This is a genomic window from Paenibacillus sp. J22FR83 (assembly GCF_059691955.1).
In genome coordinates this window covers 1-21,929 of sequence record NZ_JCAUAM010000008.1, presented here as the reverse complement: position 1 = coordinate 21,929, position 21,929 = coordinate 1, and the positions used below count along the sequence as shown (strand labels likewise).

Sequence of the window (21,929 nt, the reverse complement as noted above, 5' to 3'; positions counted from 1 at the left end):
TGAACAACAGCTGGAGCGTGGTTACTTCCCCCCTAAGATGAGAAAAACGCCCAGACACATAATGTGTCTAAGCGTTCCATCTTACACAGGGATCCGCACACGAAATGTGCTGCCTACCCCCTGCTGACTCTCGACATGGATCGTCCCTTGCGCCGCATCCACAAGGTTTTTGGCGATGGCTAGTCCAAGCCCATGACCGCCATCCTGCCGGGTGCGTGCCTTATCCTGCCGGTAAAACCGATCAAACACACGCGGAATCGCCTCCGGCGCAATCCCCATTCCGTTATCCCTCACCTCAAACGTGAGATAACGGGCTCCTTTTTCAACTTTATCCGCAAGCATGACATTCACATCTCCACCATCTAGCGTATATTTAATCGCATTATCGATGAGAATGACCAGCAATTGCGTCAATTTATCTCGGTCCCACTCCACGGTCAGTTCGCCAGGGACATGCAGCTTCAGTACCATCCCTTTGGCCTGCGCTGCGGGCAGCAGCTTCGCTATGACGCTTTCGGCAGCGGCTTTCACCTGAAAGCTGGAACGCTCCAGCACGAACTCGTCCGCATCCGACCGAGCCAGCTGCAACAGCTCGCTGGTCAGCCTCGTGATGGCGTTGACCTCATCTTTCATCCCTTTCAGCACGTTATTCGTGAAAGGATTACTTACGTCCGCGTCTAGCTGCAGCGCCTCGATCGAGGTGAGCATGACGCTGAGCGGCGTGCGCAGCTCATGCGAAGCATCGGCGACGAACTCACGTTGCCGCTCGTACGCCTTCGCAATCGGAATGATCGCTCGGCGGGCCATTCGATGACTGAACCATAGCGCGAGTACCAAGAAGAGCAGCGCCATGCTGAGCATCAGAATGAGCAATAAGCGAAAAAGCTGATGCTGGAAGGTAACCTCCTTCCCCACATACAAGGTGCCGATCAACTGTCCGTTCTTCTTGAGCTCCCGGTTGGTCACTAGAAACCGGGCATCCGCTCCATGCTGCGGCCGACCTTGGACATCCACGGAGGGTTGATCGAACGTCTGTAAGGTCGTTTGCTGCGTCCGCGCCCCCTTGAACTGCCCTTTTGCAATTAAAGCCATCATCTGTTCTCGCAATTCCGGCTGCGTCTCATCCCCTAACTGCACATTCCCTATATCGGAAATGAGGTAATAGAACGATTGATCCGTGCTAAGCGAGAAGGCATCCTCCACTGCGCGCGGTGGTTGACGCTTGGGATTCGTGTCTTCATCCACCCATTTCTGCAAAACCTGCAATTCACTATTCGTTAACTCGTTCAAATGGGACCGTTGGTCGCTCCAGATGAACACGTATAGCAAGGCATAAACAATCACGACGAATAACCCGAGAAAGATCATCAGCACGCCACTGTATTGCAGCGTAAGTTTATGGCGCGTCTGGTCAAATAAATTCCCTTCAGACAAGCGTTTGTTCAGCCAGCTCTTGTTACGCTTCAATTTTGTACCCTACGCCTCTCACGCTCTGAATGAGCTCCCGTGCATCGGAAGACTCTAGCTTCTTACGAATTAATTTGATGATGGCATCGATTGATTTCAAATTTACATCGGCATCCAAGCCCCATACTTTATCCAAAATAACCTCACGCGTAAGCGTCCGCCCCTTGTTCTGCAGCAGCAAGTCCAAAATCTGAAACTCACGCGGAGACAGCTGGATCTCTTGTCCACCCTGCCGAACCATCTGATTCGTTCGCTGCAATTCCAACTCTCCCATTCGCACAATGTCGTCTTGCAAAGGAACGAAGCTTCTGCGCATCAGCGCCCGTAAGCGGGCCAGCAGCTCGTCCATTTCAAAAGGCTTCACCAAGTAATCATCCGCTCCCGCGTCCAACCCTTCTACGCGATCTCGCAGGCCGTCCTTGGCTGTCAGCATCAGAATAGCTCCCCGATATCCGGCCTGGCGCAGCCTGGCACACGTGTCACGACCATCGCCATCAGGCATCATCCAATCAAGAATGACCACATCATAACTAGAGGCTGCGGCATAGTCGAAGGCATCATTTCCCGTCTGCACCCAATCGACGCTGCAGCCGGTCTTTTTTTTCAACATATACGTTGTTAGCTCTCCTAATTTCACGTCATCTTCCGCTAATAACAGCTTCATCTATCCGCCACCTTCACTCGTTCCCTCTATTACTTTTTAGTATAATCTATCGCCTTCAGGCTTTCACCGTAATTTCACCAAGTGGGGGTAAGATAGGTCACATGGAACATCAAATCTACGAAAACGAAGGGAAGATCCCCATGAAAATCAAAATGAAAATTATCCTAGCAAGCGCATTATCCGTTGTATTAGCAGGCAGTGGCGTTATTGCATTAAGCACAAGCAGCAGCCAAGTATTCGCTGCAACCGACGCGCCGTCCCCAACATCTGTACCGAAGGAAAAGCCGGCCAAACCGAAGCCAAGGGCAGGCGGTCAAGGAGGGCAAGGCGGCTCGGCTCCTGGTTCCAACCACGACGGTATCGATTGCCCTGAACAAGGTCAACCGCCAAGGTCACCTGCCAGCTCGCCCGCTGCTAATGGCGAAACAAGCAGCGAAGTTACGAATCCTTCCACCTACTCCGTTGTGATTACAGGAGGTCTCAACACAGATCCTCGGGACAAAGGACGGCCCGTTGTACTGATTGCCGCCGCTCTCGGTGTCCCTACCGAAGTGTTTCGGGAAGCTTTTAGCGGTGTGACGCCATCTGGTTTAGACAGCCAACCGAGTCATGAGCTCGCGCAACGGAACAAAGCCGCTTTAATGAAGGTACTTGCGCCTTACGGCATCACCAACGAGCGTCTGGATGAGGTATCTAATTTCTACCGTTACAACGGGAATCGAACAGCAACTTGGCAAAAGACCCCCGCAACCGCAACAGCCATCGTCACCGATGGCGTAGTGACTGGTGTTACGATTACGAACCCGGGAGCTGGCTATTCCTCCACGCCGACAGTTACCATCACGGGTCCTACTGGCACTGTAACCGCTAAAGCGGTAGTGACGAATACGCAAGATTTTAAGACGAATGGCAGCATCTCCTCGATTACCCTCGATTAATTAAAAAGGAGCTTGTCACAGATCATCTGTGGCGAGCTCCTTTTCCCGTTAATATTTGGAACAACTGGAACCATTCGATTCTCATGCCTGCCTTGTTTCCAATCGGAGAATGGTAGTATCATAGGGAGATACTTAAATTAACCAGAGGTAAATTAAATCATGAAGATGAAAGATTGGGACATTAATCTTAAAATCCGCCTCGGCGGAGAAACCGCTTTTAACGTAATTTTTTGGGCATTCTTTCCGTTCTTATCCATCTACTTCGCCAATTCGTTCGGTAAAGGCTGGACAGGCCTTCTTCTTGTCTTGTCGCAGGCGCTTTCTGTGTTCGGCAATCTACTCGGCGGTTACAGCGCAGATCGGTTCGGGCGCAAAAGAATGATGGTGATCGCCGCTTTGGGACAAGCGGTCGGTTATGGCATCTTCGCACTAGCCGCTTCTCCATGGCTGGCCCTGCCTGTTATGAGCTTCATCGGCTTCAGCTTCGCTAGCTTTTGCGGATCGTTGTATTGGCCAGCCAGCCAAGCTATGGTGGCGGATGTCGTGGATGAGGAGCATCGTTCGAGCGTGTTCGCTATCTTTTATACAACCGCTAACATGGCCGTCGTGGTAGGACCTTTACTCGGTTCACTCCTCTACAAGGACAATCCGTATCTCGTGCTGGCCGCGGCGGCTGTGGTTTGTGTGCTACTCGCGCTCATGATGTCACGACGCTTACACGAAACATTGCCGAAGCAGCTCGCGGATCGCCATCGTGCGCAGGGGGACGCCCCTTGGTACCATGCCATCGCCGTACAGCTGCGCGACTACAAAGTCATCGCCACCGACCGTGTCTTCCTGCTGTTCGTCATCGCTGGCGTGCTGCTATCCCAGACCTTCATGCAGTTGGATTTGCTTTTTCCCGTCTTCTTGGAAGAAACAATGCCACTCACGACGATCTTCTCCCACAATGACTGGAATCTCCAGCTCACGGGAAAGCAACTGTTCGGCTTAATCGTCTCTGAGAACGGTCTATTCGTCGCCATATTCACGGTCATCGTGACCAAATGGATGCTGATGTATCGCGATCGCTACGTGTTCATCGGCGGCTCGCTTTTCTATGCGCTGGGCATGGTATTGTTCTGCCAGATGTCTACCTTTTGGGGACTCACCATCGCGATAGCCGTCTTCACGCTTGCCGAGCTCATGTCCGCAGGCCCCCAGCAAGCCTTCGTATCCCGATTGGCGCCGGATCATATTCGCGGCCAGTATTTTGCCGCTTCTAGCCTTCGCTATACGCTCGGGCGTACTATAGCTCCGCTATCTATCCCGATCAGCTCGTGGATCGGCTTTACTTGGACGTTCATCTTGTTGGCCGCGCTGGCTGTATTGTCAGCAGCTATCTACAACATGATGTTTAATCAGTATGACAAGCAAACTGCTGTGCAGTAGTAGGCTTGGAAGTTGGAAAAAGCACCCGTGAGGGTGCTTTTTCTTCAACATGTGCATGTTTATAGATGGCTGCGACGGCGCTAGGAACTGCGCATTAGGTCTTCTTTAACAAATAGCTGGAAGATATGTAGTTAATTCCAATGTTTTCCTATATAAATTAACTTTAACTGGAAAACATACCGTTATTTTCGCTCCAATCTCACTTTTCCCGCGGAATCGATAAATTTAAATGGAGAAAATCCATCTATTCCTCTCAAATTGCAAAAAAAGCGGAAAATAGATGGAGAAAATCCATCTAAACCATGTGGCATGGAGGAGGAGTGCGCCTCTGCACATCCCGCAATCATTTACGCTCGCAAGCTACGCCATCTCCGTCTCCGTCCAGCTTTGCACTGTAGCCAGGCTCACCTCGCTTGATATTATACGCGCCCGCTGCGTTGGCCTCCTTGCAGGAGTTGTATATCACCGAAGGTTTGAATGTCGAAGTTGTTGTCGTCGGCTTCGGCGATGACGTTGCGCCACCCTTCACTACACTCTCATGATACCCATCCTCTTGCGCATAATTTTCTACGCTCCAGATGTTCACACCTTTCTGTTGGGCTACCTTCTGAATCGCCCTGAACTGATCCACATATTTCACGTTCGGTGGATAAATATAAGCAACTCTGGCATACCCATTCTCAAGCAGGAGCTCGTTGAACATCTGATCTCCAATATAGAGATAGCATAATAAACGGCCATACTTATCCCGCTCCGACACATCCAATTCCAGTTGGACGTCTTTGCCCGTGAGCATCGTTTTGGCATAGTTGGACGCATCCAGCGCAAAAGGCTGAACCGGCTTCTCCGGGTCTACGCTCTCTGGCGTGTCCACGAGGAGGAGACGGATCGTCTCTTCTTTGACTTGGCCGCCATCAGCAAAAGATACTTTCATCGTGTCGCCATCAACGACGCGGACTACCTTAGCAGGAATGCGCTTGCCGTTCTCCTTCGTCGATGACGCTGATCCTGCAGTAGCTGAGGCTGTAGCCTTGCTGCCTGCTGTAGCAACAGGACTGCTCTCTCCCTCGGAAGTGCAAGCCGTTGCCAGCAACATAAGTAGGCTGAGTCCGGCAGCCATGATCATTCTTTTTGCGTTTATCATGTATGAAATCCTCCAATGATGACTGTTTCTATCTGTCTATGAAAGTATAGCAGACTTCTGACCAAGATGAATTCCCAAGCATGAAAAAAGACGGCTCGCACCGTCTTAAATTGCAACTCGATTTTGCCCAATAGTCCGAAATCACCGAAATAAACGCAGCGGCGGCGTCATCCAGCCTTCATTAGTCCGATTTTGCCTAACTAATTCACCTCAAACAGCCCGCACATGAGAAAAACAGCCATTTAGATCGGTAAAATCGGACTATTCCGACTTTTCCGAAGAGAATCCTCATTTTAATTCGGATGAATCGAACTAACACGCATGCTAGCCCAATCCACTGCGGCATTCCACCCTATCAACGCGTAATCACTTGGCCATCCCACTTCACAATAACCAGCCGATTCTTGCTTATCTTTTTGCCCGCCGCAGTAGCCTTGGCATTGGTTGGAGGCGCAGGTAAGCAGCTATCACTCGGGCAATCGCCATTTGATCTTCAAAAACTAACACTTTTTTCAAGAGATTCTCTCCTCATTGGCCAAAATCAAGCTTTCAGCTACTCCTTAATTCCACGTGAAGTAGGCGTATTCCTCGTTATATGTCGAAGGATGTCGCGACTGAGCCTTCTCGTAGGCGTATTCTACATGAAGAAGATGTCAGGAAGATGTCAAAGCCTGTCGTTTGTAGCGCCATGGGAAGGGACACGTAGGATACGTATTTTGCATTAGCTGGAAAATGTACAGTTATTTATGGTGAACTCCCTTGATATCTCGATATAGATGGAAAATATGTAGTTAAAATCACCTTTTTCGTTGAAATTAGCTTAACTGTATGAAATTAACTGTAACTTTTACATCTAATGTGCATTAGTTCGGAAAATCCCGGGATATAACTGTATAAAATCTATTTAATTGCCTCAGGCACACCGTTAATGCACATTGGCCACATCTGCTCACTTGTTATAACAATTCTAGCCTTTATTCTGAAAATGGATCATACTCCTTGAACTTTATGATTAATTCATCTTCAGCATCAGCGTATTCGAATCCAAAGACAGCAAAAAGCACCCTTCCGGGTGCTTTTTACTTCTACCTACGGTGCTCCGCTTCGAAACGAAAGCGCCAAATCCAGCACATGCTCCGTTTCATCATAGGAGCCAATATCCATCTTCTGATTCCCATCGAAATCAGCCAGAATAGATCGTCGCTCCTTGCCTTGTGCCCAAGGGCCAAATTCGTTATCCAGTGGCTGGAAATGGTTATCCCCCTCGTTCTGGAATACGCGCCAAATGCCCGTCTCGGCGGTATAGGCAATCAGATCGCTTCGCCCGTCACCATTCGTATCGCCGACAAGCAGTTGGTCGCTATTCCCAAAGGAAACACCGCCTGCCGTCTCGGGATCAGCGAACATTCCTTGCCCTTGATGATACATTATGGATACACGTCTATCCTTACGGGAGACACACAGGATATCATCGTCAGCGTCATCAGTATCCTTCATCTGGGCTGTGAAAATCTCGCCATCCTCGGGCACCTTCGCAGTTAACTCTGTATAGGTCAAAGGCTGATTCTGCAAGTTAACTTGCACGAGCCCCTTATCTCCTCTGGCAATCAAGCCCATACCCTGACTAGAGCGGAGCGCGCGAACAGAGGAGAGTCCAAGCGGTAGAGCACCGATTGCGCGAACTGGGAGGAACTGTCGCTTGTCTGCTATGCCGACCCGCACATTCCCTGTTTCTGTATTATAGGCAAGCAAATCTTGCTTGCCATCGCCATTCACATCGACAAGTAGGAGTGACTCACTAGGTGTGAACGTTTCTCTTAACCATACTTGTGAAGCTTCCTGCTGCCGATTTCTCGGCATCTCATAATTCCCCGGAATAACCAGAATGCGATGCATCTGGCGCACAACAACATCATCATGCCCACGGCCTGTCACGTCACCAAGCATAACATTTTGCAGCTTCGTTCTAGGTGGCAGCAACACACGATGCGCTGGGGTAAACGGGACGATGTCATGTAAGGACATCCAGCGATAATCTAGCTTTTTGAAACCAGTAATCAATTTATGCAGGTAGGAGCCTGTATCTCCTTCTTTATATTGATAGACAGGCAGTCCATCCTTCTCTTCTGGATTTCCGTCTGCTGCCATAACCGGTTCCAGGTGTGAGAATTCCAAGAAAGGATGGAAGTAAAATGAGGCAAGACCATCATCCTTCGCTGCTTTCTCCAACATCTGATCTACTGATTTGGCATCGCTTATATAGCGATAGGGTGCCGGAATATAGACAGAGCCCAAACTATCTTGCCCGTAAGTATTGACCGTGTCATAGGTGTTCATATCATCACGAGCGTTCTTGGCATAGAGATCGGGTTGATACATAAGGCCGACGAAGGAGCGGAACACAGCCTGTTGCTCATGGGTATCTTTATAGTGGGGAGACTCCCAGAATGCGGGATGTAAACCGGCCCCAGCGAAGGCGGCCAAGCTCTCTTTCATCCGTTCTGCCGCGTAGGAAAGCTCCTGCGTTTCCGGTGCATCTTTAATGTTAAATTCGGAGCCGATGCCTGAATTTTGCTCGCCATCTGAGCGAAACGTCTCGCCATACTGGTGACGATACCCATGCATGCCTAGTACGCCGCCCTGATGCTCCGCTTGTTGAAGAAGTTTAATGAATGCGCTTACCACTTCGTCTGGATTCGGATCGTCGATCCCCTTTTCCTTCCAGACGCCGTCATCTTGCAAGCTCATCCTTCTGGGAATCACAGCAACATGAAAAGGCACATGCTCAGACTCGATGTAGGTCATCACAGCCCGCAACTTCCCTAGGCCTTCAAGTGTGTTATAGTCACCGCCAAGTCCGACATCCTCCAGCCGGATCATGACATGGCGTTTCCCCGCATTCGGAGCGTCGTTCAACTCTGTATTCTTAGGGATATACACGGCAAGCCCAATAGCTGCAAGAATCCCGCCGACAATCCCTATTCCAATTTGCTGCCATAATTTACGTTTCACGCTAACCTGCTCCCCCAATATGTAAAACGTAGATTATACCTAAGATTTCGACATTTTTCTCCTAAATTATATATGAATCTATGGTTTCTTACTATAAGAGTTTGAACAGAGGTCAAAATAAAATATGGCATGGTTTAAATTAAATGACAACGCTTCCATTCGCCGAATTTGGACAACTTTCACATGACATTCCACAATAAGAATCTGCCATAACGTTATTCGCTCCACATCCATGGTCTACAGAATAATAGAGCTATGGAATAGCGCTATTCTAATGAAATCAGCATAACAAAGCCAAAAACAACGAAATAACGTTATATAACAACGCTATTCTTCCCAAATTCTCTGCCCAACGAGCAAATAAGATGTTTTCATAACGCTAGTTTTTGCCACGAACCACACCATCCGGAAATCTAAGGACCCTCGCAGCTCCCCATGAGGAGCTACGCTCCACTTGTTTCATTTATATGGAGTTGGGTAAGAATAATAGTACATACAATCTCTTTACTTTCAGCTAATACTGCAATGACATATACAACGTATGATGAAGATATCTTAGTGTAATGGAGGCCTCCGACTATGACAGCCAAAATAAGTTTCGTATTGTTCTGTATATTGTCCCTTTCGGTTTTAGGTGTTGCTGCCAAAGATAGTCCAGCAGAGACGGTCACAGACATTCGTACAAACAAACACATGGTTGGTCCATATTCTCCAGCCGTTTATGACTCCACGGAACAATTCGAGTATGAATTCGAATGGCAGAATGGGAAAATTATCGCAAACCCACAGTAAGAGAACTTACCTACATAAACGTTAACTTGATTAGTGAACCCATATAAACCCCCGACTCTTCGTCGGGAGTTCTACTAATTGAACTTGATTTTATCCAACTCATCGATAAAGGCAGCTCTCTTGGGATAAGCTAACCGCAACTGGCTGACTACCTTCTCTGCACGATCGCCACCAACGGCTTTGATCATGTGACGGACGAGTTGACACACCTTCTGATACTGCTTTCGTTTCGTCGAATCATCCGCTTCCCTCATAATGTATGCCACAAACAAATTATGCACTTCTTCCCCATATTCACCAACTAAATACGAGTAATATTCCGTGATGTAGTCGTTATACTTTTGAACATAATGAAGCAGTCTCTGTGTCTCCTTCTCTTGCGTAAGCAAACGTCGATATAAGGACTCGGTTTGCCAACCTGATTTACGCTCAAGTTCGTTCAAAATTCGCTCTCTTTCCTCCTGCCATTCATCCTTGTTAACTAACTCCTGTAAGATGACATAGAAGGCATATTCGCCTTGTGATACGAATTCTTTGGCAAGCACGATTTGTTTATCAAGCTGCTGCGTTGCTTTGTAAATGTCGAATCGAATCTTCTTCCACCTATCAACAAGACCGCTGCCTGCATCCTTACGTTCGCCTTCCTCGACTAACTCCAGCGCATTATCCCATTGTTTCTGTTGCATAGCCTTATCTAAGGCCATTTTGCGGAAATCGGAGAAATCGAGGTTAGCATGCAAGAAAGTTGATGCCTCTTCTGGACTATCCAACTTCTCAATCACCTGATACTGTAGCAAAGCCACTTGCTCAGCAATATACGAGCTATTATCAGTACTAACTAATTTAGCTAGTTGCTGTTCCCACTGGGCCCTCTCTTTATCGTTCGTGATGAGACACAGGGCACTTTCCATGAGTGACAATTGCCACTCGCTCCACCCCTCGAGGTTGCGATGTGTGGATTCCTTCAAAAGCATCTGAAAAATGTCTGTTCTATCCCTGCTAGTCATGTTTTCGAGATCACTGTTCACTCCATCAAGGAATCCTAGACTCTGCTTAATCATATCGCCTACGATGCCGTCCGAATCATCACTGGATTGAAGTAGATCCCCCATCTCATGCAGAACGCAAAAGTTGATTTGAACGGCAGGCAAATGCTGCCCTCTTTTCAATACGTCTTCAGCTGTAGCCATGACCATTTCTGCGCCAACAACTGCCTTTGAAACGCTGCGATAAGCTACAAAACCACGTCGGTCGGCGTTTTGTTTGATATGGGATCGGATCATTTTTTTATAGGATGCCAATGCTTCACTGCTGCTAGCATCTTGGAATTTAAGCATAAGCAATTGCTCGACTTCCTTAATCTCCTCTGAAAAGTGCACAAGCAACGTAACCAATTCTTCTTTACTAAGCTTAGACAACTGATCAGCCAAGCTTACTTTGTTATTCTCGCTATTCTTCACCTTCATCGCCAATCACAGCCTTCTTTTATAAAAATTAAGCACCATCGCTTCCGCGGCTTTCACTCGCTACTCTTTTTACTCATCGTCCCGTACTTCTTCCCCCACTCCCCCATGCTCTCGAGGATCGGTATGAAGCTTCGTCCTGCTTCTGTCAGTGAGTATTCCACCTTGGGAGGGACCTCTTGATAGACTTTCCGATGAACCATAGCATCCTTCTCTAACTCTCTCAACTGCGAAGTCAGTATGCCCTTAGACACGCCTGGCACCAATCGCTGCAGCTCACCGAATCTCCTGGTTTCCCTTAAATGCCATAGAATAAGGATTTTCCACTTTCCTGCAATGACATTTTGGGTATCCGTAACAGGGCAGACTTCGATTTGTTCCTCCGGAATTTCCCCCTGAAATGTTGTCCGCGACATACCGCAATCCCGCTCCTTCCTTAATGGTTCTATTTTTATGACTAGGTTATATAATAATGACTACTTACATTTTTCGAGATACTATCATAATATAGAACTATAGCGAAATAGCCAATAACATTTTTTTATAAATAGGAGGACATCATTATGTCAAAAATCATCGTCACCGCCGCAACAGGAGAATTAGGAAAATTGGTCGTTCAGCACTTACTGAACAAAGTTCCAGCAAGCGAGATCGCCGTTAGTGTTCGCAATGTCGAGAAAGCCGCTGAATTTGCAGATTTAGGCATCGAAGTTCGGTATGGCGATTGGGATGTTCCCGATTCATTGGAACAAGCTTATGCGGGTGCGTCCAAGCTTCTGCTGATTTCTTCCCCACAAGATGAATCGATCAGCCGTGTTCGCAAACATGTTACTGCGATTGAAGCCGCTAAGAAGGCAGGCGTTCCCCATATTATCTACACGAGCTTCGCCTTTGCGGATGTAGATGCTTTCGCCCCTCTGGCTAACGTACATCTAGCAACCGAATTCGCGCTGAAGGCATCCGGCATTCCAACTACGATCCTGCGCAATACGTGGTATCAGGAGCTTTATGTTAATCCTAGCTTGCAAGCTTACATCGATCACGGCAGCATCATAAATTCCGCAGGTACAGGGAAAATTAATACAGTGACACGTGATGATTTGGCGTTAGCTACTGCAACTGTTCTTGCCGAAGATGGTCATCAAGGACAAGTCTACGAACTAGCATCATCGGAGTCATGGAGCTTCGCGGAATTAGCAGACATTTTAACTCACGTATCCGGCAAAAAAGTAACTCACCAATCCGTCTCTGATGCTGAGTCCTTCCAAGGCATGGTTCAGGCTGGGCTGCCAGAAGGTCTCGTTCAATTCCTAGTTGCCATTGATGGGAAGATGGCTGCTGGTACAGAAGGACACACGTCCCCAGACCTGGAGAAGCTCATTGGGAAGAAACCGACTTCCATTCAAGAAAGTATTGCGCTATTATTCAATAAATAATCTATTTTATCCAATATCGAGGTGAGCCTTATGCAAGTTGAAATATGGTCGGACTTTGCTTGTCCGTTCTGTTATATTGGCAAACGCCGCTTTGAGCAAGCTCTAGCGGGCTTTGCACACCGCGATCAGGTTCAAGTGATCTATCGCAGCTTCGAGCTAGACCGTCATGCACCCACCAGCGTCCCGCATGACGTCTATGACATGCTCTCTTCCCGTTACGGCATGAGCCGTCAGGAAGCGATCGCCATGAATGATCAAATGCGTCAGCAAGCTGCAGCTGATGGACTTGACTTTCAGTTCGATAGTCTCGTGCTGACGAACACCTTCGATGCTCATCGGTTGCGGTTATTTGCTGAGCAACATGGCCAAGGTGCCGCGATCTCCGAGTTGTTGTTCCGAGCCTATTTCACCGAATCCCGCAACCTCAGCGACCACAATATTCTTGCCGACATCGCTGCAGCCGTAGGAATCGATCGCAACGAGGCGTTATCCGTTCTCGCAAGTGATCAGTTCGCCCAGTCGGTGCGAAATGAAGAAGAGAATGGCAGCCGCATGGGAATCCGCGGCGTACCGTATTATGTTATTAACAGCAAACACGCGATCTCCGGGGCACAATCAAGCGGTGTTTTCTTGAATGCCTTGCAGCAGCTCTGGGATGCAGCACCACCGGCTGTGGCCACAGAAGCAGCCAGCGACGAAGCCTGCGCGGATGGAACCTGTGCGGTCCCGAACAAACCGTAAGCTCAGTCAGTCGGAGTTAACGAGGCTATCTCAAAAAGTCGAAATTGACTTTTGGGATAGCCTCTTCTTGTTGTGTTTCTTCATTACGTTCCCCGCCCCAACATAAAAAAGAGCTTGTCACTCTACTTGCAAGTGATGAGCTCTTTCTGATGGATGAGCAGCTATGATATTTGTATTTTTCCTATCTGACTTCAACGAATACATATCGAGATCCGCTGTATGCAGCAAATCGTCCAGTGTTCGTGCCTCGTCAGGATATACAGCCGTTCCGATGGATACGGATATGTCCAAATTGAAATCGCGCGATGCCTGCTTAAGTTCGTTCTGAATATGACTGATCAATACTTCTTTCTTAGATGCATCCGTCGATGTCGATAGAATTAGGAATTCATCCCCTGCCCACCGCGCGGCTAGATCTTTTTTATGCAAATTGAGTAGTAAAACATTCGCGATACGCTGCAATACTTCATCACCAATCTTGTGCCCGCGAGAGTCGTTAATTAATTTGAAATCATCTACATCAATGAAATATAAAACCAACTGCCCTTGTCTGCGCTCCACCGAAGTAATGAGTTTGGGGAAGGCTTCAAGAATGAATCTTCTGTTATACAATGTTGTGAGGTTATCTTTCTCCGAGAGAAATTTCAAACGATCATACTGCGTGCCTAGCACCCAACTTGCAAATAAAATGAAGATGCCAACGACAGGAAACTGAAGAGTGGGAAAATTGTAATAAATGGTTCCATAGGTTCTTATAGCTACAATCGTGACTATAACGACCGAAATTATAACGATTCGTCCCGAATAATTCATCCCACATCACCATCATTCATTTATATCTATCTAGGTCTATAGTGACACACTTGTTCCATACATTTCAAGAAATATTTGGTCTATGCTGTCGAATCCACTCGAAAACGGACAGATGTAAAAATTCGAAAGAAATCCCTTCACTAATATGGTAAAGTAGTGGTATTCGACATTATTTTTGAGCATTCCCAATACTTCTAACAGTCAGATGAGGTTCGAAATGGATCTACTTTTAGATATGAAAACGATCTTGTTGACATTGGTTATCGGCCATCTATTTACAGCCGTGTTCATCATCGCCTACTGGCGACAACATAAGAACGAGAGTACAATCAGATACTTTTTCTTTGCAAAATGCTTACAAGCCACTGCGTGGATGATCTTAATTCTCCGTGGCGGCCTATCGGATCCACTTACCGTGTCTCTTGTGAACTCGTCACTCTTTATCGGTTATGCCCTTGAAACAGTTTCCGTGCTGAAAATCCAGAATATCCTGAGCAAGTTTACGCGTAATCTGTATATTGCTTTGACCATTTTCAACATAACTGGCTTCCACCTCATCCTGCTTTTCGACAACGTAGAGAAACTCAGAATTTCCTTCGTTTCCATCGGTATAGCCGCGAGCCTTCTCATACCGGCGTACAAAATGATTCAAATACGAGCCGCATCCACGGTGACTCATGTCCTAAGCTATCTGTATCTGACGATCGTCGTATTTCTTCTCATTCGTCTCGTTAGCGCCGCATTCTTCGATACATTAATCAGCTTTTATCATCTCAACGGGAATCAAAGCATGGTACTGCTAGGCCAATATTTCGTCATGATTGCGGGAAATACGGGATTCATTCTCTTGATGAAAGAACAAACCGACCGCGCCCTCCTTCGGATGGCCAATTATGACGATTTAACCGGCACACTGAACCGCAGGACGTTCATCACACGCACCAATCAGCACATTGCCGCTTACGCGAAAATGAAGAAACCCATCACACTGCTGCTGTTTGATATTGATAATTTCAAATCCATTAATGATACATTCGGTCATGATACTGGCGATCAAGTGCTTGTCGATCTCACGTCTCGAATGAAAGAGCAGCTCGGCGCTGACGATCTTTTCGCCAGATACGGCGGCGACGAATTCGCCATTATCCTACCCGGCATGGATGAACAGGATTCTTCCCTGTACGCTGAGAAACTTAGACAGGCCGCAGAAGGCGCGTATGTTCCTGACTTACAGCTCTCCTACACGATCAGTTTAGGCGTTCTCACGTTCGCTCCGGACGAACGAACACACTTCGAGGAGTTGTACTCGACTTGTGACAAAGCCCTCTACCAGGCCAAGAGGAACGGTCGAAACAGCGTGTATCGCGGCTCTGTCGATAAACGAGTATAAGATGTGTGGATGGCTGTCGCTATGATGCGGCAGCCTCTTTGCTTTGCCTTATGCGCATCGACTGCCTGACCACGGTTTGTGACAAACTATCAAACAATCCCCATTTTGAACGTATCGACGACAATTTTCTTGATACTTTTCAGCCGATTCTTGTTAATTTAGTGCTAAGTCGCAAATAACCTTGGCAGAGAGTAGGTAGGTAAGATGATTTCACTCAATGATAAGCCCATGTATCTTGCACATTTCGCAAAGTTAATTGGAATGGATGAACATCGGCTATTCCGTATATGTAAGGGGATCGAGGAGAACGGATATCAATTAAATCGAAACGAGCATGGACATATCGATCTAACGGAGAAAGATATTACGGTTGTACTGAGTTTTTGTCTATAACAAACATGTTGCGCCACACATTTATAATAACTGGAAAATGTACAGCTATTTACGCGATTTTTCCTCGAAAATTCGTTTTAACTGTAAAACCTACAGTTAAATCTGCCGCTTTTGGCCAAATTGATTAAATTGTATAAGATTAACTGTAGGTTTTACATCTAATGCGTCCTTGACCGGAATTTCTCAACATATAACTGCATAAAATCCATCTATTTGCCTCGATGATGAAAAAAAAGACCTCTTAGCCATATCATTGGCAAGTGAGGTCTATTTCTTTGTAATCCCTAGCGATTACTTGGTATGCGTAAGCTCGATCATCTTACCTTGTGATTCCTTGAGTATGCGTACCAGGGACTGCACCTTATCAAACTCATGATCGCCAGGCCCATAGTTGTCCATGAACATTTTCTTCAACAAATCCCCGTAAAAAGTCACTCTCTGCTCAATCATATCATGCTCGATCTGAATAATTTCCTCAATAGAATGATTGCCAATGAATTCTTCTGTTTCATCAATAGGAGGTGCGTCCTGTCTACCCCCTCTGCGTTCCGCAGGGTTCAATCGCTCAGGCTCGCTCGATGATTCCAACTCAATCGACGTTCGTATGCTCGATAAGGCAATGTTTTCTTTGGCCAGCATGATTTGAAAATATTTATTTTTGAACAAATCAATCATGACGAGTTTGCATAACTCCCGATTTTGCAGAAGCATGCCGTCAAAGGGATGAATGGTCCAATAACCATTTCTCAGAAAAAGATTTAACTTGAACAGTTCGCTGCCATAGATATACTCGATGTTAATCGTAGAATCTGATATGATTTCAAAAGAAAATTCTAACATGGACGGAACCTCCCAGAACGGATACCCTTGCCTTACGCCATTGCTTGGTTTATTTGCTGCCTGCAACCCATCTCAAACCCCAGTTATAGGCCTTGTCCAGCTCTTGATGTCCCTTGAAGTGCCTTACGATACGCTCAATACTTAACGTTTCATCCTTCACATTCTGAATCAAAGCGATGGCACACATCGGAAGGTCATTGTCATGCTCATCGAGTTTCACAATGACGTCAGGTCCCCCATTTTGCTTCATCGTGACAATGCCATCCGCCTCCGACCACCTCGACACACCTTCGTAAATGAACGTGAAGATGAGGATCCGCTTGAAATTTGCCAGTTTCGTTCCATTAATGCGAATATTCTCCCCCGTTTTGACCGAACCTGTTCGATCATCACCATCAAGAGCGATATAAGGCTCACGCGTAAGGGAACCGAATGTGTTGCCTAGCGCTTGAATTAACCCTTTTCTGCCATCCTTAAGTTCATAGAGACAGGCTAGGTCAAGATCTATCCCGTTTGGTGAATCCACCCAGAAAGCGACGTCCTCTTTGGGTTTCTGATTCCAGTTCAGGTTGATTAAGATTTCCCCTAGACCACCCGATTTCTTCTCGAGGTTGATCTTATCCCCTTTTTTCGCCAATACAATTTTGGAAAGATTAATCTGTGGCTCTGGTTTCGGTTCTGGTTTCGGTTCTGGTTTCGGTTCTAGTTTCAGTTCTGGTTTCGGCGGCGCGATCTGAATGTCTGGTGCTTTCAACGTTGGCGGCTGATCCTCTACAACAACTCCATAGCTCGCACATAGCGCTTTAAGGCCTCCGGCATATCCAGCACCAATTGCGCTGAACTTCCACTCCCCGTTGTATCTATATAATTCTCCTATCACAATAGCCGATTCTACGGAGAACTGATTGCCTAAGTCATAACGAATTATTTCTTGACCTGTTGCCCCATTTACGAGCCGAAGATAGACACTGCTAACGCTGCTAAAATTTTGACGCCTTGCTTCACTTTCATAGATCGTAAGTGTAAAAGCAATCTTATCAACGGCAGGCAGCACTCGTTTCAGATCAATATTCAGTTGTCTTTCATTGGCCTGCTTCTCGATGTATGACATAAAACTATTGCTAGGGTTTCCGTAAAAGATAAGATCTTCATCACCACGAACCTTACTGTTCTGCGCAAGTAAAAAGGCCGAAGTATCGAGCTCGATTTCTTTAGGAGCCTGCCAACCGATATATACAGCTATACTGGAGAGTTCTGGGTGCGTTTTCGTTACATCTACCTTTTGTCCTTTGATTACAGCACTGACGGTCATGTTGACTTCACCCTTCTTCACAAAATAATAAACCTAAGAGTGGTAACCATGAGGCAACCACCCTTAACATGTTAAGCTCTAGCTCAAGCCATAGTTCGTTACTAGCGCAGCTAATCCGCCGGAGAAGCCACTACCTACCGCTTGGAATTTCCAGTCGCCTCCATGACGATAAAATTCACAGAAGACAACCGCTGTTTCTATGGAAAAGTCTTCGCCTAAATCATAACGAAGAATCTCATTGTTATTCGCTTCATTGACTACTCTTACGAATGCATGGCTAACTTGTCCAAAATTTTGGGCACGTGCCTGTGCATCATGAATCGTAACCGTAATGCCAATCCGACTAATAGCTGCTGGAACTTTAGAGAAATCGATCAAGATTTGTTCATCATCGCCGTCACCTTCACCCGTACGATTGTCGCCCGTGTGAACAACAGCGCCGTCATACGCTTTAAGGTTATTATAGAAAACGAAATCAGCTGCTGATTTCGCTTTGCCATCTTCATGCAGAAGAAACGCGGAGGCATCGAGATCGAAATCTCCACCGCCATTATATCTGTTAGTATCCCAGCCAAGTCCTACAATGATTTTGGTTAGACCCGGGTTCGTTTTGGTTAGGTCAATGCGTTGACCTTTGGATAAATCAATCGACATGGTTATCTCACCTTTCAGATAAAATGATGTGTATTCATTTAACGGTTCCTACAGCTAGTATATAGGTTTGTGTGTAGAGATCGCAATCCTTGTTACTTACTGTTTAATATCAGGGTATTGGGGTTAAGTAATCTTATACCACAGTCGGCCTTAGCCGCCTGCTAACACTTAACATTCCAGGAGGGATTACCATGAGCAAACATATCATCGGCGTATTCAACACGGAAGAAGAAGCGATTCGCGTCATCAACCAATTGAAGGCAGAAGGATATCACTCGGAGGAACTCTCCGTCGTAGGCCGCGATCGCGATGATTTGGACCATATCGAAGAAGCGACCGAGACTAAAGCAGAAGAGGGTCTTGCAACAGGCGCTGCGACAGGCGGCGTATTGGGCGGCGTGACAGGGCTGCTTGTGAGTATCGGTGCACTAGCGATTCCTGGACTTGGTCCCATCCTTGTGGCAGGTCCAATCGTAGCGACCCTAACAGGTGCTGCTGCCGGCGCAAGTGTAGGCGGACTAGCCGGCGCCTTGATCGGACTCGGTATCCCCGAGAAAGACGCGATGGATTATGACAAATATGTTCACAATGGCAAAGTGCTCGTCCTCGTAGACAGCGATGCCGAACGAGCCCATCGGGCGTATCGGGTTTTCAGCGAACACAATTCGCTCAATGCGGAGAGATACAGTACGGACTACGGGTACGTAAGCAGCACAGACGGCCCCAACAACCGCCCTACCAATACCTTGTAACGCTGGCGTTGTGCCATGCTTGGACAGGCAATCCGCCCACTTATCCGGAAGGATACGTGGGCGGATTTTTGATGAATACACATTTGGGCACTGGGTGGCATCTAAGACACTTTAATCGGTTAAATCAGATCTGATTTTTGTAATAATCTCTGTATCATCGTTGCAACCTCGGCTCGGGTGATATAATCCTTTGGCGCAAGATGTGCCCCGTTTCTTCCAAGAATAATGCCAGCTTTCACATTATCGGCAACACTGCTTTGTGCCCATGAGGACACTTCATCCGTATCCTCGAACGAAAGAAGTTCACTGGCTGCCAGCTGATCGGATAGCTTATCTGTCAAACCGGTTATTCTCATGGCCTTGGATAAAATAACCATGGCCTGTTCTCTCGTTATGTTGTCATTCGGTCGGAATGTACTGTCATCCAAACCGCTTATAAGTTGATGGGCATACGCCGTATTGATGGCGCTGTTGAACCACTCTCCCAACTTCACGTCCGAGAATGGTTCAACGGTGCCATTTTCAAGCTTAAGACCTAATCCTCGAACGATGATGGCCGTAAATTCAGCGCGAGTGATCTCTCGATCTGGTGTGAACATACCATTACCTGTTCCGTTTACGACCATTCGCGACCCCATGTCATTCACCGCATTCTTCGCCCAATGATTCACCATATCGCTGAATTCGAGCGGATGCCATACAACAGCATACGTACTGTTGGTCAAGCTGTTGATTTGGGCCTCATACTTCCCGTTGATATGTCGGACTTTGGTCGGTACATGACGCACGGCCCCATCTTCCTCCACTACAACGCCTGTCGTAATCTTGTTCGGATCAACCTCATCCGTAATGGCAATCGTTCTTTCCACATAGGCATTGAAATTCGTTACTTCCACGATTTTATCGTCATAGACGGCTCTTACCGTGAAATTCAATGGTTGGGCAACAAGCGATAGTTGGCCATTGACTGCGGCGTTCTCCACTATCTTCAACGTGTCCCTTGTCGGAACGGCGATTTCAAATCGCACTTTAATGTCTTGCAAGGCCACTAGCGCACCGACCTGCTCAGATACAGCGCCTATATTGATTTGCCGCGCTGGAAGCGTGTAGGTCGCATAGTCGGTTTTGAACGTCAGAACGGCTTGCTTGTCTTCCATATTCTTCACCATTTGACCGTTCAGTTCGCCAACGACGATATCAAATTTTTGAGTAATCGGGATTGTGACTACAGCATTTTGCCCTTCCGCTGCAAGCCTCTTATTCAGCTTTTCCTCATCCACAACCACTGTCATTTCAGTTTGATTGTTTCGCGTCGTGAACGTAGCGGTGCCTGCATTCTCTACTTTCCCGTTAACAAGGATATCCAGACCTTCTTTCGCAGCTTCCGGTGCCTTAGGTTCAGTAGGCTGAGATGGCTGTGATGGCTCGGAAGGTTCTGATGGTTCGGATGGCGTAAATGGTGCTTTAGGAACGACAGTGTTCGATTCTACGGAAGCTGCGCTTTTTCCCGCGCCGTTGATAGCTTTTACCGTAAATGTATAGCTCGTTTCATTCGTCAGTCCTGTAAAGGTTATCGGACTTGATCCGAAGGCCATGACTATATTTCCCGGTGAAGCAGTCACTTCATAACCTGTAATCGGACTTCCGCCGTCATCGGTAGGAGGCGTAAACGTAACGACAGCTTGTCCGTTTCCTGCGACCGCCGTCACATCGGATGGAGCTCCCGGAATCGTTGATGGCGTCGCGCTTATTTGATTCGATGCTGCGCTTAAGCCGCCCAAGTTTTCCGATTTTACCACAAAGTAATAGGTGTTGCCGTTAATCAGATCTTGTACGTTATACGTAGCAGCTGTGACAGTCGCTACTTCAACGATATTCGTTAGATCTGCATCCGTTGCCATGTAGATATGGTACTTCGTTGCATCCAGTACGGTATTCCAGCTCAGCGTAACTTGGCGATTCCCACCTTCAGCCGCAAGGTTTTGCGGATTTGCAGGAGCATTCGGCAAGTTGACAGCTTGCGTAACGACAAACGTTACAGGCGTCATGTGATCCGCGGATACAGTGACCGTTGCTGTGTAAGTCCCTGCCACTAAATCATCCTTAGCATGGATGTCAAAGCTTGTTGATTCGCCGCTAGTTAACGTAGCATCCGGCTGTGTGATTACAAAGTCGTTTGCGCTTGTACCGCTAAGCGCGATCGACAGATTCGTTAAATTGCCAGTACCGGTATTTACGATGGAAACGGGTTTTGTTTCTTGGGTACCCGCTACATAGCCTTGAATAAGTGCTGTTAATGTTGGATCCGTAATCGCAGCGATCGTATAGGACAATGCCGACGTGACCGTGATCGTCGCGGTTCCTTTCTTGCTACTATCCACCGTCGAGGTGGCCGTGATCGTATAATCGTTAGGCGCGGCGTCTGCTGCTACAGTTACGTTCCCCGTGTTGTCCACGGCAACCTTAGCGTCGCTGCTCGTCCACGCAACCGTTGTCGCCGCTCCGCCTACCGCTACTATGGAAGCTGCAAGCTGCTTGCTTCCTCCTTGCACCACACTTGCCGTGCTTGGGCTGATGGTTACGCTGGTGATAGCCGGCGCTGCAGTGACCGTGATCGTCGCTGTGCCTTTCTTGCTGCTATCCACCGTCGAGGTGGCCGTGATCGTATAATCGCTAGGCGCGGCGTC

At 47.3% G+C, this 21,929-nt stretch carries 18 protein-coding genes; 7 read left to right on the top strand and 11 right to left on the bottom strand.

Annotated elements, in window-relative coordinates:
- Positions 1-81: 81 nt before the first annotated feature.
- Both AC58PV_RS15535 and AC58PV_RS15530 read right to left on the bottom strand, forming a co-directional pair.
- Positions 82-1,467, bottom strand: coding sequence for a sensor histidine kinase (locus AC58PV_RS15535; RefSeq protein ID WP_497433132.1), 1,386 nt, complete (start codon positions 1,465-1,467; stop codon positions 82-84).
- Positions 1,457-2,131: a response regulator transcription factor gene (locus tag AC58PV_RS15530; RefSeq protein WP_497433131.1), complete on the bottom strand. Its 675-nt coding sequence runs from the start codon at positions 2,129-2,131 to the stop codon at positions 1,457-1,459. Before AC58PV_RS15530 ends, AC58PV_RS15535 begins: the two co-directional genes overlap by 11 nt.
- 101 nt (positions 2,132-2,232) lie before the next feature.
- On the opposite strand from AC58PV_RS15530, the gene AC58PV_RS15525 reads away from it, so the two are divergent.
- Together AC58PV_RS15525 and AC58PV_RS15520 are read left to right on the top strand one after the other, a co-directional pair.
- On the top strand, positions 2,233-3,069 hold the full coding sequence (locus AC58PV_RS15525; protein WP_497433130.1) for a hypothetical protein: 837 nt from the start codon (positions 2,233-2,235) through the stop codon (positions 3,067-3,069).
- Positions 3,070-3,228: 159 nt separating this feature from the next.
- A complete protein-coding gene (locus AC58PV_RS15520) occupies positions 3,229-4,500 on the top strand; it encodes an MDR family MFS transporter (protein ID WP_497433129.1) in 1,272 nt (423 codons plus the stop codon).
- A gap of 343 nt (positions 4,501-4,843) precedes the next feature.
- Here the strand turns inward: AC58PV_RS15520 and AC58PV_RS15515 are convergent, their stop codons facing one another.
- Positions 4,844-5,644 carry a thermonuclease family protein gene (locus tag AC58PV_RS15515; RefSeq protein ID WP_497433128.1) on the bottom strand — a complete coding sequence of 267 codons (801 nt, stop codon included), beginning with the start codon at positions 5,642-5,644 and terminating at the stop codon, positions 4,844-4,846.
- Positions 5,645-6,733: 1,089 nt separating this feature from the next.
- Entirely contained in the window at positions 6,734-8,656 is a 1,923-nt protein-coding gene (locus tag AC58PV_RS15510; protein WP_497433127.1) for a DUF2334 domain-containing protein, read from the bottom strand.
- Between the two features lie 579 nt (positions 8,657-9,235).
- On the opposite strand from AC58PV_RS15510, the gene AC58PV_RS15505 reads away from it, so the two are divergent.
- On the top strand, positions 9,236-9,448 hold the full coding sequence (locus AC58PV_RS15505) for a hypothetical protein (RefSeq protein ID WP_497433126.1): 213 nt from the start codon (positions 9,236-9,238) through the stop codon (positions 9,446-9,448).
- Between the two features lie 74 nt (positions 9,449-9,522).
- On the opposite strand, the gene AC58PV_RS15500 is transcribed toward AC58PV_RS15505, so the two are convergent.
- Positions 9,523-10,914, bottom strand: coding sequence for a hypothetical protein (locus AC58PV_RS15500; protein ID WP_497433125.1), 1,392 nt, complete (start codon positions 10,912-10,914; stop codon positions 9,523-9,525).
- 53 nt (positions 10,915-10,967) lie between these two features.
- Positions 10,968-11,327 carry a winged helix-turn-helix transcriptional regulator gene (locus tag AC58PV_RS15495; RefSeq protein WP_497433124.1) on the bottom strand — a complete coding sequence of 120 codons (360 nt, stop codon included), beginning with the start codon at positions 11,325-11,327 and terminating at the stop codon, positions 10,968-10,970.
- A 147-nt stretch (positions 11,328-11,474) separates the two neighbouring features.
- Here AC58PV_RS15495 and AC58PV_RS15490 point away from each other — a divergent pair, with 147 nt between their 5' ends.
- Both AC58PV_RS15490 and AC58PV_RS15485 read left to right on the top strand, forming a co-directional pair.
- Positions 11,475-12,347 carry an SDR family oxidoreductase gene (locus AC58PV_RS15490; protein WP_497433123.1) on the top strand — a complete coding sequence of 291 codons (873 nt, stop codon included), beginning with the start codon at positions 11,475-11,477 and terminating at the stop codon, positions 12,345-12,347.
- Positions 12,348-12,377: 30 nt separating this feature from the next.
- Entirely contained in the window at positions 12,378-13,088 is a 711-nt protein-coding gene (locus AC58PV_RS15485; RefSeq protein ID WP_497433122.1) for a DsbA family oxidoreductase, read from the top strand.
- Positions 13,089-13,205: 117 nt separating this feature from the next.
- Here AC58PV_RS15485 and AC58PV_RS15480 read toward each other — a convergent pair whose 3' ends face one another.
- Positions 13,206-13,901 (bottom strand): GGDEF domain-containing protein, encoded by a 696-nt coding sequence (locus AC58PV_RS15480; RefSeq protein WP_497433121.1) that lies wholly within the window; start codon positions 13,899-13,901, stop codon positions 13,206-13,208.
- A gap of 217 nt (positions 13,902-14,118) precedes the next feature.
- Here AC58PV_RS15480 and AC58PV_RS15475 point away from each other — a divergent pair, with 217 nt between their 5' ends.
- Positions 14,119-15,291, top strand: coding sequence for a GGDEF domain-containing protein (locus AC58PV_RS15475; RefSeq protein ID WP_497433120.1), 1,173 nt, complete (start codon positions 14,119-14,121; stop codon positions 15,289-15,291).
- Between the two features lie 684 nt (positions 15,292-15,975).
- Here the strand turns inward: AC58PV_RS15475 and AC58PV_RS15470 are convergent.
- From AC58PV_RS15470 to AC58PV_RS15460, 3 genes are all read right to left on the bottom strand, one after another.
- Positions 15,976-16,524 (bottom strand): hypothetical protein, encoded by a 549-nt coding sequence (locus tag AC58PV_RS15470; protein ID WP_497433119.1) that lies wholly within the window; start codon positions 16,522-16,524, stop codon positions 15,976-15,978.
- 49 nt (positions 16,525-16,573) lie between these two features.
- A complete protein-coding gene (locus tag AC58PV_RS15465; protein ID WP_497433118.1) occupies positions 16,574-17,836 on the bottom strand; it encodes a TerD family protein in 1,263 nt (420 codons plus the stop codon).
- 78 nt (positions 17,837-17,914) lie between these two features.
- Entirely contained in the window at positions 17,915-18,490 is a 576-nt protein-coding gene (locus tag AC58PV_RS15460; RefSeq protein WP_068663523.1) for a TerD family protein, read from the bottom strand.
- Positions 18,491-18,681: 191 nt separating this feature from the next.
- Between AC58PV_RS15460 and AC58PV_RS15455 the strand changes: the two genes are divergently transcribed.
- The gene (locus AC58PV_RS15455; RefSeq protein WP_497433117.1) at positions 18,682-19,242 is read left to right on the top strand and encodes a general stress protein; all 561 of its coding nucleotides are present in this window, start codon (positions 18,682-18,684) and stop codon (positions 19,240-19,242) included.
- A gap of 119 nt (positions 19,243-19,361) precedes the next feature.
- Here the strand turns inward: AC58PV_RS15455 and AC58PV_RS15450 are convergent.
- On the bottom strand, positions 19,362-21,929 hold a 2,568-nt coding region (locus AC58PV_RS15450; RefSeq protein WP_497433116.1), incomplete at its 5' end, for an S-layer homology domain-containing protein.